At 42.9% G+C, this 15,089-nt stretch carries 17 protein-coding genes; 1 reads left to right on the forward strand and 16 read right to left on the reverse strand.

The window, feature by feature from the left end:
- Positions 1–34: 34 nt before the first annotated feature.
- From rpmG to ybeY, 7 genes are read right to left on the reverse strand one after another with little or no spacing between them, the layout of a single operon-like run.
- Positions 35–184: a 50S ribosomal protein L33 gene (gene rpmG / locus HMPREF9189_RS07030; RefSeq protein WP_001809104.1), complete on the reverse strand. Its 150-nt coding sequence runs from the start codon at positions 182–184 to the stop codon at positions 35–37.
- Positions 184–1,383, reverse strand: coding sequence for a multidrug efflux MFS transporter (locus HMPREF9189_RS07035; RefSeq protein WP_001156307.1), 1,200 nt, complete (start codon positions 1,381–1,383; stop codon positions 184–186). The genes rpmG and HMPREF9189_RS07035 overlap by 1 nt, the downstream gene beginning before the upstream one ends.
- Positions 1,370–1,975: a dephospho-CoA kinase gene (coaE, locus tag HMPREF9189_RS07040; RefSeq protein ID WP_000516185.1), complete on the reverse strand. Its 606-nt coding sequence runs from the start codon at positions 1,973–1,975 to the stop codon at positions 1,370–1,372. The genes HMPREF9189_RS07035 and coaE overlap by 14 nt, the downstream gene beginning before the upstream one ends.
- Entirely contained in the window at positions 1,975–2,799 is an 825-nt protein-coding gene (gene mutM / locus HMPREF9189_RS07045) for a DNA-formamidopyrimidine glycosylase (protein ID WP_001114613.1), read from the reverse strand. Before mutM ends, coaE begins: the two co-directional genes overlap by 1 nt.
- A 48-nt stretch (positions 2,800–2,847) precedes the next feature.
- Positions 2,848–3,747 carry a GTPase Era gene (era, locus tag HMPREF9189_RS07050; protein WP_000143275.1) on the reverse strand — a complete coding sequence of 300 codons (900 nt, stop codon included), beginning with the start codon at positions 3,745–3,747 and terminating at the stop codon, positions 2,848–2,850.
- A gap of 16 nt (positions 3,748–3,763) precedes the next feature.
- Entirely contained in the window at positions 3,764–4,159 is a 396-nt protein-coding gene (locus HMPREF9189_RS07055) for a diacylglycerol kinase family protein (RefSeq protein WP_000378173.1), read from the reverse strand.
- Positions 4,140–4,637: an rRNA maturation RNase YbeY gene (ybeY, locus tag HMPREF9189_RS07060; protein ID WP_000275168.1), complete on the reverse strand. Its 498-nt coding sequence runs from the start codon at positions 4,635–4,637 to the stop codon at positions 4,140–4,142. Before ybeY ends, HMPREF9189_RS07055 begins: the two co-directional genes overlap by 20 nt.
- A 104-nt stretch (positions 4,638–4,741) precedes the next feature.
- On the opposite strand from ybeY, the gene pavA reads away from it, so the two are divergent.
- On the forward strand, positions 4,742–6,397 hold the full coding sequence (gene pavA, locus HMPREF9189_RS07065; RefSeq protein WP_000006745.1) for an Rqc2 family fibronectin-binding protein PavA: 1,656 nt from the start codon (positions 4,742–4,744) through the stop codon (positions 6,395–6,397).
- Positions 6,398–6,596: 199 nt separating this feature from the next.
- Here pavA and HMPREF9189_RS07070 read toward each other — a convergent pair whose 3' ends face one another.
- The 9 genes from HMPREF9189_RS07070 to HMPREF9189_RS07110 all read right to left on the reverse strand — a co-directional run bounded on the left by HMPREF9189_RS07070 (position 6,597) and on the right by HMPREF9189_RS07110 (position 14,976).
- The gene (locus HMPREF9189_RS07070; protein WP_000357683.1) at positions 6,597–7,328 is read right to left on the reverse strand and encodes an NAD-dependent protein deacylase; all 732 of its coding nucleotides are present in this window, start codon (positions 7,326–7,328) and stop codon (positions 6,597–6,599) included.
- 144 nt (positions 7,329–7,472) lie between these two features.
- Positions 7,473–8,183, reverse strand: a complete 711-nt coding sequence (gene deoD, locus HMPREF9189_RS07075) for a purine-nucleoside phosphorylase (RefSeq protein WP_000022077.1) — start codon at positions 8,181–8,183, stop codon at positions 7,473–7,475.
- A 524-nt stretch (positions 8,184–8,707) separates the two neighbouring features.
- Positions 8,708–9,418, reverse strand: a complete 711-nt coding sequence (locus tag HMPREF9189_RS07080) for a type 1 glutamine amidotransferase (RefSeq protein WP_025168517.1) — start codon at positions 9,416–9,418, stop codon at positions 8,708–8,710.
- Entirely contained in the window at positions 9,415–10,650 is a 1,236-nt protein-coding gene (locus tag HMPREF9189_RS07085; protein ID WP_009755354.1) for a chloride channel protein, read from the reverse strand. Before HMPREF9189_RS07085 ends, HMPREF9189_RS07080 begins: the two co-directional genes overlap by 4 nt.
- A gap of 4 nt (positions 10,651–10,654) precedes the next feature.
- Entirely contained in the window at positions 10,655–11,464 is an 810-nt protein-coding gene (locus HMPREF9189_RS07090) for a purine-nucleoside phosphorylase (RefSeq protein WP_000143362.1), read from the reverse strand.
- Positions 11,461–12,021 carry a DUF1697 domain-containing protein gene (locus tag HMPREF9189_RS07095; protein WP_009755355.1) on the reverse strand — a complete coding sequence of 187 codons (561 nt, stop codon included), beginning with the start codon at positions 12,019–12,021 and terminating at the stop codon, positions 11,461–11,463. Before HMPREF9189_RS07095 ends, HMPREF9189_RS07090 begins: the two co-directional genes overlap by 4 nt.
- A 1-nt stretch (position 12,022) precedes the next feature.
- Entirely contained in the window at positions 12,023–13,234 is a 1,212-nt protein-coding gene (locus HMPREF9189_RS07100; protein WP_000033119.1) for a phosphopentomutase, read from the reverse strand.
- Between the two features lie 23 nt (positions 13,235–13,257).
- Entirely contained in the window at positions 13,258–13,941 is a 684-nt protein-coding gene (gene rpiA / locus HMPREF9189_RS07105) for a ribose-5-phosphate isomerase RpiA (RefSeq protein ID WP_000429267.1), read from the reverse strand.
- Positions 13,942–14,046: 105 nt separating this feature from the next.
- Complete coding sequence (locus HMPREF9189_RS07110; protein ID WP_000411178.1) at positions 14,047–14,976, reverse strand: peptidase U32 family protein; 930 nt, start codon at positions 14,974–14,976, stop codon at positions 14,047–14,049.
- Positions 14,977–15,089 lie beyond the last annotated feature (113 nt).

The raw sequence follows: 15,089 nt of genomic DNA on the forward strand, positions 1-15,089 counted from the left end.
ACTCCTTAAAATCCCTATTATTTTACCATAAAATCTACTTAGATTCAAGATGTAGAGTTACTTTTCTTTCTTTGGGACAATACTTTAAAACCTCAATCTTGTCTGGATGGGTTTTGGAGTTCTTACTGGTTAGGTAATTAATACTGCCACAAGAAGAGCATTTGAGATTAATTTTTACTCGCACTAGATTTCCTTTACTTTTAATAATGATCTAAATTGAACTAAGTTAAATAAACAACTGAAAGCCACACAGGCTGCTGTCGCATAAAAAACAGAGTGGTAGCCAAATTGCCCTGCTACTACTGAACCAGTCATGGGACCAACAACACCCCCAAGGTAGAAAAAGACTTGGTTAAAGGCAAAAATCCTTGAAATGCCTGCTTTGGGAGTCATCTTACTAAGCAATGCATTAACACCTGGTATCAGAGCACCCGTTCCCAAACCAAATAGAAAACGATACAAGCCAAGTTGAATGGGGCTGGTTGCATGGGCACAAAGAAGGTAAATGATGACTGAATAAACCTGCGCTGCAACTAAAAGTCTATGATTTCCCACCTTATCTCCTAGTTTTCCCATCACTCCAGCACTCATCATGCTAGAAAATCCCATGCTGGATACGATCAATCCTGATACAAATAGGAGATTCTCAGTTTGCCCTAAGTCCCGCACATAGAGAGCTAGAATGGGGCCAATTGATTGAGCTGAAAATTGAATGACAAAACTCGTCAAAAATAGGTTTATTAAAAGCCTAGGATACTTGAAAGAAGAAAATACTTCTTTCGTTGGGATAGCCTTCTCCTTAGCCGCTGGCTGAAAATCTTCCTTGATAAAGAAAATGGTTAGGATTGCAGCTACAAATAAGAAAGCACCTACCAATAAAAAGACATTACGAATGCCAAAAATTTCAGCAATCAAGCCACCTACAAAGGGGCCGGTTAGGGTTCCAGCTACTACTCCAGTTGATAAAGTCCCCAAAGCATAGCCAGACTTATCCTTGGGGACTTGGCTGGCTATTAAAGCTGTCGCATTCGGTACGAAACCTGTAAATACGCCATTTAGTAATCTAAGAAAGATTAACCAATAGATATTCGGCACGAAGGCCAAACCTCCCATAGTGATGGTCATGGCAAGGCCAGCTCGAATCATCATGGGTTTACGACCGTACTTGTCAGCAAGAATACCCCAGATAGGAGAAATCAAAGCTGCTGAAACAGCCGAAACTGAGATCGCTAATCCAGCATAGAAAGCAACTTGGTCACTCTCGATTCCCAACTGCTCTACAAAGATAGGCATAAAAGGGACGACCAAGGAAATACTGGCTCCCGTTAGAAAACTACCGAACCAGGCGACACGAAGATTCTCTTTCCAACTAATCTCTTGCACAGCTATCGCCTCCTTCAAGTAACTTCACTACTTGCCCCACAAGCTGGTCACGACTGCCATTATTATCTAATATATGACTCGCCAATTTTTTCTTTTCTTCTAAAGACCACTGGGCGGAAAGACGCGACTCAGCTACTTCCTTAGAAAGATGATCCCGTTTCATGAAACGTTCTAATTGGATATCATGGTCCACATAGACCAGCCACGTTTCATCAAACCAGATGGCATAGTCCTGTTCAAAAAGCAGGGGAATATCCATGAAAAAAATCGCTTCTGTCTGAGCCAACTGTTCTCTTAGTGTAGCCAGTTCCTCACGAATAATCTCTCCTTGGGTTTGCTTAGACCATTCCCGCTCTTCTGGATTTGAAAATATGAGACTAGCTAGGAGAGGACGATTGAGTTCTCCATTTTCTAAGATAATTTCCTGACCAAAATGCTGGACTAAGACCTGATAAAGGCGACCCCCAGGTTTTTGTAGATCATGGACGACTGCATCGGCATCCACCACTTGAAAGCCTTTCTGTCTCAAAAAATTTGTCACAGTTGATTTACCTGAGGCAATTCCTCCTGTGATTCCAATGATTTTTCCCATCAGTCCCTCCTTTGACACTGGGGACAAAAATGAGTTCCTCGTCCACCAAGCTGGAATTTCTCAATGATGGTGCCACAGCGTGAACATGCTTGACCAGTCTTATCATAGACCTGATGGAAGTCCTGCATGGTTCCATCTTCACCAAAGGCATTGGTATAGGTCCGAATGGTTGAGCCCCCTTTTTCAACTGCCTGTCCCAAAACAGCAATGGTCTGGTCATGAACGGCTGTCGCTTCTTCCTCAGTTAAACTCTGAGAAGGTCTGGCCGGATGGACCTGAGCTCGCCAGAGGACCTCATCCACATAGATATTTCCAAGTCCAGCTACCAAGGTTTGAGCTAGGAGGTGGGATTTGATAGGCTTTTTAGATTTGGCTAGGGCAACTTGAAAGGACTGCAAATCAAAGTTCTTCTCTCTTGGCTCAGGCCCTAGTTTTTTGGAAACAAAGTAGGCATCCAAAAGGTCGGGTGCCAGCAGTTCCATGGTGCCAAACTTGCGTACGTCCTCATATACAAGAGTGCCACCATCCTCAAAATGAATCAAAACATGGGCGTGCTTGCGTTCAGGAATCTGGTCTGGATAGTAAAAATACTTGCCCTCCATCCGCAAATGGGAAATCAAGACCTTGTCTGTCAGGAAAAAAAGCAGATACTTGCCACGGCGTCCTATTGACTCGATTACTTGGCCAGGCACTTCCCTTTGAAACTCGTCCAAATCTGTCTTAATCATCTTAGGATAAGCAATCTCTATACTAGAAATCTTCTTTCCCAAAATTAATTTCTCTAAGCCACGACGAACGGTTTCAACCTCTGGTAATTCAGGCATAAATCCTCCTTCTGTAAAAACAAGAAGCAGGCATGAGCCCACCTCTACTTAGTATTCTTTTTCATTATAGCCAAAGTCAGCCAAATCTAGCTTTTTATCACGCCAGTTTTTCTTGACCTTGACCCAAGTTTCTAGGAAAACCTTGTCCCCTAGCATGAGTTCGATATCACGACGGGCCATGGTTCCAATTTTTTTGAGCATAGCGCCACCTTTACCAATGATAATACCTTTTTGACTATCACGCTCGACCATGATGGTTGCACGGATATGAACCTTGTCTGTCTCTTCATCCCGCTTCATAGAGTCAACTACCACTGCAACTGAGTGAGGAATCTCTTCACGAGTTAGGTGCAAGACTTTCTCACGAATCATCTCTGAAACCAAGAAACGCTCAGGATGATCTGTGATTTGATCAGACGGAAAGTACTGGAAACCTTCCTCAAGATTTTCACTGAGGATGTCAATCAGACGAGAAACGTTATTTCCCTGAAGAGCTGAGATCGGAACAATTTCCTTAAAGTCCATCTGGTTACGGAAGTCATCAATCTGAGCCAAAAGCTGGTCTGGATGGACCTTGTCAATCTTATTCACCACCAGAATCACAGGAACCTTGGCAGCTTTCAGACGCTCGATAATCATATCGTCACCCTTACCACGTGGCTCATCAGCTGGCACCATGAATAGAACAGTGTCTACTTCACGAAGGGTGCTGTAGGCAGATTCCACCATGAAATCCCCAAGAGCTGTTTTGGGCTTGTGAATCCCCGGTGTGTCGATAAAGACGATTTGTTCCTTATCCGTTGTGTAAATCCCCATGATTTTATTACGTGTTGTTTGCGCCTTGTCACTCATAATGGCAATCTTTTGCCCCATGACGTGATTCAAAAAGGTTGACTTCCCAACATTGGGACGTCCTAAAATGGCCACAAAGCCTGATTTAAATGTCATAATTTCCTCTTAGTGTTTAAAATAATAAATCCCAAATGCGTGGGAGAAAGATAAGTGCACCTGTTACCGCAGCAAAAAGAGAGACCACCAACACGGCTCCTGCTGCCATGTCCTTGGCTTTCTTTGCCAACATAGAAAAGTGATAGTGACTGGCTAAATCCACCACATTTTCAATAGCAGAGTTAATAATTTCAAAGGCTACTACCAAGAAAATGCTCATTAGGAGAAAGAGCCATTCGATTCGTGACACCTGAAAAACAAAACCTGCAAAGATAACCACAAGGGCTGTCACTGCATGTTTTCGCATATTGCGTTCTTCCTTGATGGCAGTCAGAATTCCTGTAAGGGCAAATTCTAAACTGGATATCAGGTCACGATTTTTCCATTTTCGTTTATTGTCTTGTGAGTCCATAGGCTGTTAAAATTTCTTCTTGTAAACCGAACATCTCCGCTTCTTCTTCCGGAGTGTAGTGATCATAGCCGTTAATATGTAAAAAGCCGTGTACTGCCAAGAAGCCCATCTCACGCTCAAAGCTGTGACCGTATTCCTCAGCCTGCTCATGCGCTTTATCGATAGAGATGAACAATTCCCCAATATAGGCATCAAACTCAGACATCATCTCTGCAAATTCAGGATTTTCAAGCAAATCCTCTTCGTCAAAGGCAATATCCAATTCTGGCTTATATTCAAGGCTGATGACATCCGTCGGACGATCGGTGTCACGGTACTCGAGGTTGAGTTCGTGACTACGCTCGTTGGTCACAAAAGTGACTGCCATTTCCTTGTCTTCTTTTCCTATTTTTTGGGCAGCAAATTCCAAAATCTCTTGGGTTTGTTGCAAGATTTCTTGTGAAACTTGACCAGTTTCATCTACCATTTCAATATACATGTACTTCTCGATTCTCTTTACTTGGCTTTATTATACCATATTTCCATGATTTTATTCTACCTTTTTGATATAATACTATGGAATACAATCACAAGGAGAGAACGATGTCATTTGACGGATTTTTTTTACACCACATGGTTGAGGAATTGCGAAGAGAGTTAGTCAATGGTCGCATCCAGAAAATCAATCAACCTTTTGAACAAGAGTTGGTCTTGCAAATCCGCAGCAATCGCCAAAGTCATCGCCTGCTCCTTTCTGCCCATCCCGTTTTTGGACGCATTCAGCTGACCCAAACGACTTTTGAAAATCCAGCCCAACCTTCCACTTTTATCATGGTTTTGAGAAAGTATTTACAAGGCGCCCTGATTGAGTCAATTGAGCAAGTGGAAAATGACCGTATCGTGGAAATTACCGTTTCCAATAAAAACGAGATTGGAGACCATATCCAGGCTACCTTGATTATCGAAATCATGGGTAAACACAGCAATATTCTCCTCGTGGATAAAAGTAGCCATAAAATCCTCGAAGTCATCAAACACGTCGGCTTTTCACAAAACAGCTACCGCACCTTGCTCCCCGGATCGACCTATATCGCTCCACCAAGTACCGAATCCCACAACCCTTTTACTATCAAGGATGAAAAACTCTTTGAAATCTTACAAACTCAAGAACTAACTGCAAAAAATCTTCAAAGTCTCTTTCAAGGTTTGGGGCGAGATACGGCAAATGAATTGGAAAAGCTATTGGTTCGTGATAAACTTTCTACCTTCCGTCACTTTTTCGGACAAGAAACCAAGCCTTACCTAACGGAGACCTCCTTCAGTCCAATTCCCTTCGAAAATAGTCTAGGAGAGCCTTTTGCCAGTCTTTCTGATCTTCTGGATACCTACTACAAAGACAAGGCAGAGCGTGATCGTGTCAAGCAACAAGCCAGCGAACTCATTCGCCGCGTTGAAAATGAGCTTCTGAAAAATCGCCACAAACTCAAAAAACAAGAAAAAGAATTATTGGCGACAGACAATGCTGAGGAGTTTCGCCAAAAAGGAGAATTACTGACAACCTTCCTTCACCAAGTACCTAATGACCAAGATCAGGTTACCTTGGACAACTACTACACCAATCAACCTATCACCATTGCTCTTGATAAGGCCCTGACTCCCAGTCAGAATGCCCAACGCTATTTTAAACGCTATCAGAAGCTCAAAGAAGCTGTCAAATACCTGACTGAGCTAATCGAAGAAACCAAGACTACCATTCTCTATCTAGAAAGCGTGGAGACCGTTCTCAACCAAGCTGGACTGGAAGAAATCGCTGAAATCCGTGAAGAATTAATCCAAACAGGCTTTATCCGTAGAAGACAGCGAGAGAAAATTCACAAGCGCAAAAAACCAGAACAGTATCTAGCAAGCGATGGCAAGACCGTCATTTATGTCGGACGCAATAACCTGCAAAACGAGGAACTAACCTTTAAAATGGCCCGCAAGGAAGAACTTTGGTTCCATGCCAAGGACATTCCAGGAAGCCATGTCGTCATCTCAGGAAATCTTGACCCTTCTGACGAAGTTAAGACAGATGCAGCGGAGCTAGCTGCCTACTTCTCCAAAGGGCGCTTGTCAAATCTCGTGCAAGTGGATATGATAGAAGTCAAAAAACTCAACAAACCAACTGGTGGAAAACCAGGCTTTGTGACCTACACAGGACAAAAGACCCTCCGTGTCACACCAGACCCAGAAAAAATCGCATCCATGAAAAAATCCTGATTTCACTTGAAAACAGGATTTTTTATTAGATTTTAGTCTGCAATCAAGTTTTCCAAGCTAACCTTCATCATATCAGTGAAGGTGTTTTGATTTTCTCAGCCAGTTTTTAGTAACTCTTAAAGAGCGAGATTGTGGTCAATAAATGAGATAGTTTTCTCTTTCAAGTAACAAGGTTTTGTTGCTATCTTCTAAAATTCTTTTATTGTCTCAATTTCGAAAATACTTCTCCTATCTTGCCTTCAATGACCAATGTAGCTTGGCTGTCTTGTGGAGTACTGGTTTTATTGATAACGACCAGATTTGTCCCAGAAAAATAGTTTACTAGGCTAGCTGCAGGATAAACAACTAAGGAAGTCCCACCAATAATCAGCAAGTCAGCTTGCCGAATAGCTTGTGCAACTTGGCTAAAGACATCCATGTCAAGTGATTCTTCATACAAGGTCACGTCAGGCTTGATCACCTTGCCACAGTCTAGGCAGTGGGGAACAGGTCCCTCGAGGGCCAGAAAACCAGTTAAGTTATAGAAACGTTGACAACCTAGGCAGTAATTTCGGTCCGCGCTCCCATGCAATTTAAAGACCTTTTGGGAGCCAGCCATTTCATGAAGACTATCAATATTTTGTGTCACAACAGCCTTTAGCTTGCCTGTTTTTTCCAAAGCAGCTAGATAAGTATGAGCAGCATTAGGCTTGGCTTCTGGATAAATCAGGTATTTCTTATAAAAGTCAAAAAAATCTTCTGGATAGCGCTCAAACATGGTCCGAGAAACGAGTTGCTCTGCCGTAAAATGACGGCCTAACTGATGACTATAAACACCATCTGAACTACGAAAATCTGGGATATTAGACTCGGTTGACACTCCTGCCCCTCCAAAGAAAACAATCCGTTGGCTTTGATCTATCAAATCTTGTAATTGTTCAATTTTATCCATCACATTTCTCCTTAAGCTGTGTTCTAAAAAAGTTGAAAATCAATAGTTGGATTTTCAACTCTTTCTTTATCATTGCTTAGATATTGAAAATAGATCACTTACAACAGTTCTTGTAACTAATGTAATTGAAAAGCTATTCTCTGATTACTCTGCAATCAAGGTTTCCAAGCCGACCTTCATCATATCAGTGAAGGTGTTTTGGCGTTCTTCTGCAGTAGTGTCTTCATCTGGATTAACCAAGCTATCAGAAATAGTCATGATTGCAAGAGCATCAACGTGGTGTTGGGCAGCGAGATAGTAAAGGGCTGCTGCTTCCATTTCCACAGCCTTAACTCCCCATTTACCAAGCTCGATGTTCTTTTCAAAGTAGTTTGAGTAAAAGACATCTGATGACAAGACGTTCCCAACGTGGGTGGTCATACCGTGTTCTTTTGCAATATGGTAGGCCTTGTCTAGCAAATCAAAGCTAGCGATTTGTGGGAAATCGTACTGTGGCCAGTCGTTGCGGATGATGTTTGAGTTAGTCGCAGCTGCTTGCGCCAAGACCAATTCACGGACATGAACATCCTCATTTAACGAACCCGCAGTTCCCACACGGATCAATTTTTTCACACCGTAGTCCACAATCAACTCACGCGCATAAATCGAAATAGACGGCATCCCCATACCAGTTCCCATGACAGATACACGGTGACCCTTATAAGTACCAGTGTAACCAAACATGTTACGCACTTCGTTAAAACAAACAGCATCTTCAAGGAAATTCTCCGCAATAAACTTAGCACGAAGAGGATCCCCCGGAAGAAGAATTTTATCAGCAATTTCACCCTGCTTAGCAGCAATATGGATAGACATAATTTATGATACAAAGAGCGAGAAGAAAACGACTGAAAATTAGGAATCTGACGAGAAATCCTGATTTCTCAGTCAGATTATCTATTTTCCAAGTTTTCCGCTCGTGTTCAAATTAGAACACCTTGCTCTACCTTTCTTTATTCTAAAAGTGATACTACGAAAGATACCAAACCTGCCAAAAAGCGAAGGGAAAATAGGAGTTGGGTGCAGTGAGCGATGCTCGCTAGACCAACTATCTTTTTCCCACTGCTCTTAGGGTGGGTTCAATTCCTTTCTTTCTTAATTTTGATGACAAATAGGAGAACAGCACGGGTTCAATTCAAACCCAAACTACCTACCTTTCAATGTTTTTAGAAAAGTTTTCCGCTCGTGTTCAAATCTGAACATCTCGCTCTACCTTTCTTTTTATATATTATATAAAGTTTAAAGAGGGGTAGTATTAAATACTTACTACACCTTTTGATTTCATAGTAAGATGATTCCAAGTTCTCTTCCAAAGTTGGAATCCTGCCTTTCTGTAGTTCCTAGTTTACCAACGAATCTAAAAATGCATACAGTTTTGCATTCATTTCAGAGTAATCGTTTCCACGTAATTCTTCTGGTGTTTGAACAAAAGATAACTTTTCACTTTGCTCTCTTAATTGCTCCTCACCATCCGCAGTAATTAAGAGTTCTACTACTTCGGGATCAAATTCCAAATGGGCCTGAAATGCATAATGTTTCGGACTAAAGCGAATAATTTGGCGTGGACAACCTTGACTCGTCGCAAGAACAACAGCATCCTCTGTCAGCCCTGGCATATCACCGTGCCAGTGGCCGGTTTCTAAGATTTCTCCGAACAAGCTGACATGAGGATCTGTTAGGCCTTGCATCGTCAATGTCACAGGATAAACGCCGATCTCGCGTTCTGGACTATGTTCATACTTCGCACCATAGGCAACAGACAGGAGCTGCGCACCAAGACAGACACCAACAATATAAATATCTGCAGCAATCGCTTCTTTCATAAAAGCAATCTCGGCCTTAGAATCATAGTATGGGAAGTTTTCTCTATCCTCATCAGGTGATTGAGGGCCACCCATAACAATCAGAAAATCAATTCCGTCAATTGTTTCAGGAAGAGGTTCTTTTTCGTAAACCTTTGTTGATGTAATGTGATGCCCTCGTGCCAGAGCCCATTTTAGATAAGCTCCCGGAACCTCAAATGTTTCATGCAGTACAAAATGTACCTTCATTGTTTCTTCTCCCATCTCTTTCGAATCACGTAAGACATTCCTGCCGCTAGTACAAGCGGTATTGTCAAACTCCAATCCTGGCCTGTAAATCCAAGGCTCAGTGCAATGGACGTCAGAGGAGCTTGTAAGGTCGTTCCTAAAAAGACTGTTGCTCCTAGTAGCATTCCTAGAGCTGGATCCAGATGAATGCCAACTACTGTCAAAAGCAAAGTCACTAAATAGCCAGATCCAATCCCCAAGGCAAATGATGGCGTCAAGGTTCCCCCATAGGCACCATTACGCAAGAGGAGATAAACTAGAAGCCCCTTTACTGTAAGAGTCAATGGAAGATAGGGAATTGGCTGGCTAGACAACAAGGCTTGGGCTAGTACCTGGCCATTTCCCATAAAGATAGGGAAAAAGACTGCCAGGCTCCCCAGCACGAGAAAGGCTAGAGGAAGAGCCCAAAGGATCGTCTCATCCTTGCGCCGTTTGCGATTAGCTTGCTTGGCTAAGGATCGAAAAACCAGTGCTAGAGGAGTAACCAATGAAGCAATCAGAATCGCCTGCAAGAAACTGCTAGACGACCAAGAGACTAGAGCCAAGTGATACATGACATCATGACCAACAATGGGCTGAGCCACCCAGGTTGCCAGATAAGTACTAGCCAAAACCAGCAAAAAGTTCTGCCAACTATAGGTAAGTCCAAAGGTCTCAAAGACAAACAAACTACTAGCAAAGGGAACCTGATAGACCGCAGCTAGACCTGCTCCTGCCCCACAGGCAACCAACACCTTCCGTTCTTTAAGGGCTAGAGAGAACCCCTTTGACAAGCAACCAGCTAGAAGGGCCCCAACCTCGCGTGGTGCTCCTTCTTTTCCGACCGATGCGCCTGCTCCGACAATCGCAACCTGCATACCTGCATGAAAGAGGTGGGCTAAGAGCGCTGGCTCCCTGTCTCCAGCTAATATAATTTGCTGACGAATAGACAAAATCTTATGGCGCCTTTGTAGGACATACCAGAAGCCAGCTACCAAGACCCCTGTCACACACAGAACGAAGAATCTACGGAGACCCCCAGCTTCTTGAAATTGCTGAAGCAAATCCGAACTAGTTTGGCCAAAGGCCAGCCATTGCACACTTTCTAGTAAATAATGGCAAGCAATTCCGACCAGACCCGTCCCTATTCCCAATGATAGAGTGGCTAGAAGTAGCCTCAGTCCGTAGGGCAGGCTTTGGAGTCGTGCTTTCATAGGATTAGAGTTCAGCAAGAATAGCTTTAACCAAACCTTTGAAGTCGCCTTTAACACGTTCAGTCACTTCTACAACTTCTTCGTGGTTGAGTTCTTCTTGGAAACCAGCAGCATGGTTAGTGATACATGAAATTCCTAGAACTTTCAAGCCTGAGTGAGCGGCCACAATAACTTCAGGAACAGTGGACATACCAACTGCATCTGCCCCCAATGTCTTATAGGCACGAATCTCTGCAGGTGTTTCATAAGTCGGACCAGTTACACCGATATAGACACCTTCATCAAGCTTGATACCAAGTTTCTTAGCCACTTCATGGGCAGTAGCACGGTATTCTGGTGTGTAGGCTTTAGACATATCTGGGAAACGTGGACCAAAATCATCCAAGTTTTCACCCATCAATGGGTTCTGCCCCGTCATATTGATATGGTCTGAGATAGCCATCAAAGTACCAGGACCGAATCCAATACCGCCAGCTGCATTGGTTACAATGACACCTTCACATCCGAGGACTTTCATCACACGAACTGGGAAAGTCACGACTTCAAGAGGATTTCCTTCATAGAAATGAAAACGACCTTGAAGAGCCAAGACTTTTCGACCTGCGAGTTCACCATATACCAATTTACCAGCGTGACCAACTACTGTAGAGCGGCCCCAGTTTGGAATATCTGCATAGTCTACTACAACAGGATTTTCGATTTCTTCTGCAAGTTCTCCCAGACCTGATCCAAGGATTAAACCAAACTCAGGCGCTTGGATTCCTTTTTCTTTCAGGAAAGCAGCTGTTTCTTTGATCTTATCTAAAAATGTCATTCTGTGTCTCCTTTATTATTTTTTAGCAGTTGACCGATTTTGTCAAAGGTTTTTGCATTGCGAATGGTGATGTGACGATAAAAAGGCATCTTGAGCAAGTACTTATGATAGGCAGTTGCATAGTAGGATTCCTCAGAAAATTTCCCCCAGAAAATCCCAAGTCTTCCAAAATAAACCACTTCATCTTTCAGTTCCAAACTTTCAACTGTCTCATTGACTTGCGCCACATCCAAGCCCTCCGTGTAAAAGAGGACATCCTTTCGTGCTAAATCTTTGGTCCACCAATCTGGCAGATTCTTTAGCTCTGCCTCATAGTCTTCCTGACTCAGCAAAGAAAAGCTCTGAATAAATGGATAATGGACTTCAAAGAAAGTCTCTAACTTTTCAACCAATTGGGATTTGGCATCTGTCGAAGTAAAGAAAATATTGCCACTGTTGATGTAGGTTTCAACCTTCTCTAGCCCCAACTCTGTCAGTTCTTGACGAAGTTGCGCCATAACAACCTTATTTTTCCCTCCGACATTAATGCCCCGAACAATTAAAGCATATCGCGTCATCTTATACCAATTTATCTAAGAAACTTTCCCCAATCATGGCAGTTTCAACACCAAAGTTATCGGCAACAGTCGCTGAGATATCTGCAAAATGTCCAACTGGAATGACACCATTTCCTTTAAAGGAAGGACTGTAAGCCAAAAGTGGAATATATTCGCGAGTGTGGTCTGTTCCTGCATAGGTTGGGTCATTTCCATGGTCCGCAGTAATCAAGAGAAGGTCATTCTCTCTCATGGCAGCGATAATTTCAGGCAAGCGTTCATCAAACTCATGCAAGCAATCACGGTAACCATGAGCATTGCGGCGGTGTCCATAAAGGGCATCAAAGTCCACCAAGTTTGTGAATGAGAATCCTTTTTCAAACTCAGCAAGTCCCATGGTCTTCAATAATGTATCAATTCCGTGGCTATTTGACTTGTTGTGGCCCATGTCATGATTGATACCAGCTCCGTTAAAGATATCGTTGATTTTACCAACAGCGTAAGTATCGATACCTGCTTCGTTCAATTTATCCAAAACGGTTGGTGCAAATGGAGATACAGCCAAGTCACGACGGTTTGCTGTACGAGTGAAGTTACCTGGTTCACCAACATACGGACGAGCAATGATACGACCTAGAAGGGCAGGACGCTCAAGGGTAATTGAACGAGCGTATTCACAGATACGGTACAATTCATCCAAAGGAATGATGTCTTCGTGGGCAGCAATTTGCAAAACAGGGTCAGCTGAAGTATAGATAATCAACTCCCCAGTTTCCATTTGACGTGGTCCGAAATCATCGATAACAGCCGTACCTGAGTAAGGTTTGTTGGCTTCACGAATGACCTTACGTCCTGAAAATTCTTCGATTTTTGTCAAAATTTCTTCTGGGAATCCGTTCCAGAAAGTATCGAAAGGCTCGGTAATGTTGAGTCCCATGATTTCCCAGTGACCAGTCATGGTATCCTTACCAAGGGAAACTTCTTCCAATTTTGTTGCATAACCTGTTGGATTGCTTTCAGCTGGTACAGTCTTAAGCGGCGTTTCGCGAGGAATATTTCCTAGACCGATTTTAGCCATGTTTGGTACATTCAAACCAACTGTTTTAGAAATATGTCCCAGCGTGTCAGAAGCTCCATCTGGAACCCCTGCATTGACAAAGTTATTGGCATCTGGCGCAGCACCGATTCCTACAGAATCCAGTACCACCAAGTGAATACGATTAAATTTTGACATAGTGTGTCTCCTTATTATGTTGATTAGTTTGCTTTTGTTGAAGTTAAAATCTGAACCCCGTCTCGTCCAGCAACGATGACCTTATCCACCATTTGGTTGAACAAGCCATGCTCTACGACACCAACGACATGGTCCAATTCTTGCCCGAAGGCAATTGGATTTTCAATGACATCCAAGGCTAGGTCAATGATAAAATTCTGCATATCGGTCACAAAACGTTGTCCGTCTTTGTCACGGAAACTTGGTTTGTAGCCAGCTCGCTCAAACCGACGAAAGACCTGTTCTGCGCCATACTGAACCACTTCCACAGGCAATTTAAAAGCACCTAGTTTCTCTACCAGTTTGCTTTCGTCAACCACCCAAATGTATTCTTTTGATGGTGTCGCTACAACCTTCTCCATCAGAAGGGCACCACCACCACCTTTGATTCCGTTGAACTGGCTATCTACTTCATCCGCCCCGTCAACCGTCACATCGACAAAGTCCACTTGATCAATCGACTTGAGCGGGATATTAAGACCTTCGGCCTGTTTACTGGTCACACTGGAAGTCGTCACAGCAGTAATCTGCAAACCTTCTTCCTTAATGCGACGACCGATTTCTTCTACGAAATAGTAGGCAGTAGAGCCCGTTCCAAGTCCGACTACCATGCCATCCTTGACAAACTCAGCAGCCTTGATACCTGCCATTTTCTTCAGATTTTCCACTCAAACACCTCCATTAAAGAGCTATTTTTATTATAACATGTATCCGTTTTTATTTCATGAATACACTTGAAAAACCCGAACATTTTTATTTCGGGTTTTTATGTCCTATTTAACCATGTCAGGATCGTAATCATAGAATCCCGTATCGAGGAAACGGTTTTTAGGGTGTAACTTGCGCACTTCCTCATCTAACAAGAAGGCTTGGTCATGACTGAAATTCCCCTCTTGAATCAAGCTGCGTGCTTGGACAAAGAGTTTGGCAATTTCTACAAAATTCTGACCAGGTGTGTAGAGCCCCTCTAGCTTCCAGTGAGTAAAACCATGCTCTACCAATTCTGTCAATTTAGTCATCAAATCAAGGTCGTTATTTGCAAAAATGTGGGTACCATGATTATCTTCAAAGATAGAATAATGGCTTTCTGGGTCACTCGGTTCAGCTAAGAAGAGGTCACGCTTACGCGTCTTTTCATCATCGATATGCGTGAAGTTATAGTAGTTTTGTAAGAGAGGACGCTTAGAATGGTGAATGACACTGGCACCATAAACCAAGACTTCAGCAGGAATTTCCAAAATCTCTGGCATCTTGAAGAGTTCGGCAGATGGAATTTCACGTGCCAGGACTGCTTCAGAGGCTCCTGCCTTTTGACCCCAGAAGTTAATCTGACGGCTACTTGTCACCATGGTTGAAGCATCGTAGATAGTCTTAAAGGAATAGCCATCACGGTTTACCACGTAAAAGACACCTGCATCTCCAACAGTGATATAGTCTATCTTGATCTCTTCCAAGAAGTCTAGGAAAGGCTTGATACGATCCATCATATCTTGGTGCATGAGGGCGTTGACTGCAACGATCAATTCCTTACCCGCATCATGAACGAGCTTAGCGATGGTGCGCAACTCTTCATAACTAAAGGTTGTTGGCAGACGAAGGCCAAAATCTTTCTCACCAACATAGATACGATCTACGCCAGCTTCGAGTAGTTGTTCAACTTGTTCAATACTTTCAGCAGTTGCTGTAATAATAATCTTTTCCATAAGAAAAATTATACCACATTTCTCAAAAATCAGCTATGAATACTGAGAGTTTCACAAAAAGTTAAACTTATTTCTATCTTTCCCAATCAAAAAAGTGAATAGTAACTTGTACC

It is taken from the genome of Streptococcus sp. oral taxon 071 str. 73H25AP (genome assembly GCF_000146755.1).
GTDB classification, from domain to species: domain Bacteria; phylum Bacillota; class Bacilli; order Lactobacillales; family Streptococcaceae; genus Streptococcus; species Streptococcus oralis_T.

Bases quoted from the DNA above. Each gene is read 5' to 3' on its own strand.
- coaE (WP_000516185.1), bottom strand. From the start codon at position 1,975: ATGGGAAAAATCATTGGAATCACAGGAGGAATTGCCTCAGGTAAATCA.
- mutM (WP_001114613.1), bottom strand. From the start codon at position 2,799: ATGCCTGAATTACCAGAGGTTGAAACCGTTCGTCGTGGCTTAGAGAAA.
- era (WP_000143275.1), bottom strand. From the start codon at position 3,747: ATGACATTTAAATCAGGCTTTGTGGCCATTTTAGGACGTCCCAATGTT.
- HMPREF9189_RS07055 (WP_000378173.1), bottom strand. From the start codon at position 4,159: ATGGACTCACAAGACAATAAACGAAAATGGAAAAATCGTGACCTGATA.
- ybeY (WP_000275168.1), bottom strand. From the start codon at position 4,637: ATGTATATTGAAATGGTAGATGAAACTGGTCAAGTTTCACAAGAAATC.
- pavA (WP_000006745.1), top strand. From the start codon at position 4,742: ATGTCATTTGACGGATTTTTTTTACACCACATGGTTGAGGAATTGCGA.
- HMPREF9189_RS07070 (WP_000357683.1), bottom strand. From the start codon at position 7,328: ATGGATAAAATTGAACAATTACAAGATTTGATAGATCAAAGCCAACGG.
- deoD (WP_000022077.1), bottom strand. From the start codon at position 8,183: ATGTCTATCCATATTGCTGCTAAGCAGGGTGAAATTGCTGATAAAATT.
- HMPREF9189_RS07080 (WP_025168517.1), bottom strand. From the start codon at position 9,418: ATGAAGGTACATTTTGTACTGCATGAAACATTTGAGGTTCCGGGAGCT.
- HMPREF9189_RS07085 (WP_009755354.1), bottom strand. From the start codon at position 10,650: ATGAAAGCACGACTCCAAAGCCTGCCCTACGGACTGAGGCTACTTCTA.
- HMPREF9189_RS07090 (WP_000143362.1), bottom strand. From the start codon at position 11,464: ATGACATTTTTAGATAAGATCAAAGAAACAGCTGCTTTCCTGAAAGAA.
- HMPREF9189_RS07095 (WP_009755355.1), bottom strand. From the start codon at position 12,021: ATGACGCGATATGCTTTAATTGTTCGGGGCATTAATGTCGGAGGGAAA.
- HMPREF9189_RS07100 (WP_000033119.1), bottom strand. From the start codon at position 13,234: ATGTCAAAATTTAATCGTATTCACTTGGTGGTACTGGATTCTGTAGGA.
- HMPREF9189_RS07110 (WP_000411178.1), bottom strand. From the start codon at position 14,976: ATGGAAAAGATTATTATTACAGCAACTGCTGAAAGTATTGAACAAGTT.